General features: G+C 67.5%; 1 protein-coding gene. It reads right to left on the reverse strand.

The window, feature by feature from the left end:
* Positions 1–496 (reverse strand): TonB-dependent receptor (locus AACY08_RS28955; protein ID WP_339472510.1); only part of this gene is annotated, 496 nt, incomplete at both ends.

A 496-nucleotide genomic window follows, 5' to 3' on the forward strand; every position in this document is an offset into this window, starting at 1 on the left:
GTCCGACAGCTCCACCGTCGCCGCGCGGAAGCGCCGTCGCAGCACGAAATTGACCACCTTCTGATCGGCGCGATAGCCATATTTCAGCGCGACTTCCTCCGGAAGGATGTCGACGCGGGCGATTGCCTCGGTCGGCAAATCGCGAATCTCGGCGAATCCGGAAATGCGCTTGCCGTCGATAAGAACGACGGGCGCGCCGCCGCTGCCGCGATCACTGCGGATCTGCGGTGCCAGTTCCGTCAGCAATTCGGAGACCGAGCTTACGCCGTAGGAACGAATATCGGCGGGGCCCAACTGTTGCTCGGGCGGGATATCGCCAATCACCGCGCCCGGCTGCTTGGCCCCTTGGACGACGATGTCGGGGCCGTCCTCATAATCGTCCGACGCCGGAGGCTGGGTGGATTTGGCCGGTGCCTGCGGTGCCTGGCCCGGCTGCGGCGCCGCCTGCGCGCGGGCCCGCGCGGGGGTCGCCGCGAGTGCGAGCGTCAGCAAGGTC

The sequence above is a fragment of the Pseudomonas sp. EL_65y_Pfl1_R83 genome, assembly GCF_963970695.1.
Taxonomy (GTDB): Bacteria; Pseudomonadota; Gammaproteobacteria; order Pseudomonadales; family Pseudomonadaceae; genus Aquipseudomonas; species Aquipseudomonas tritici.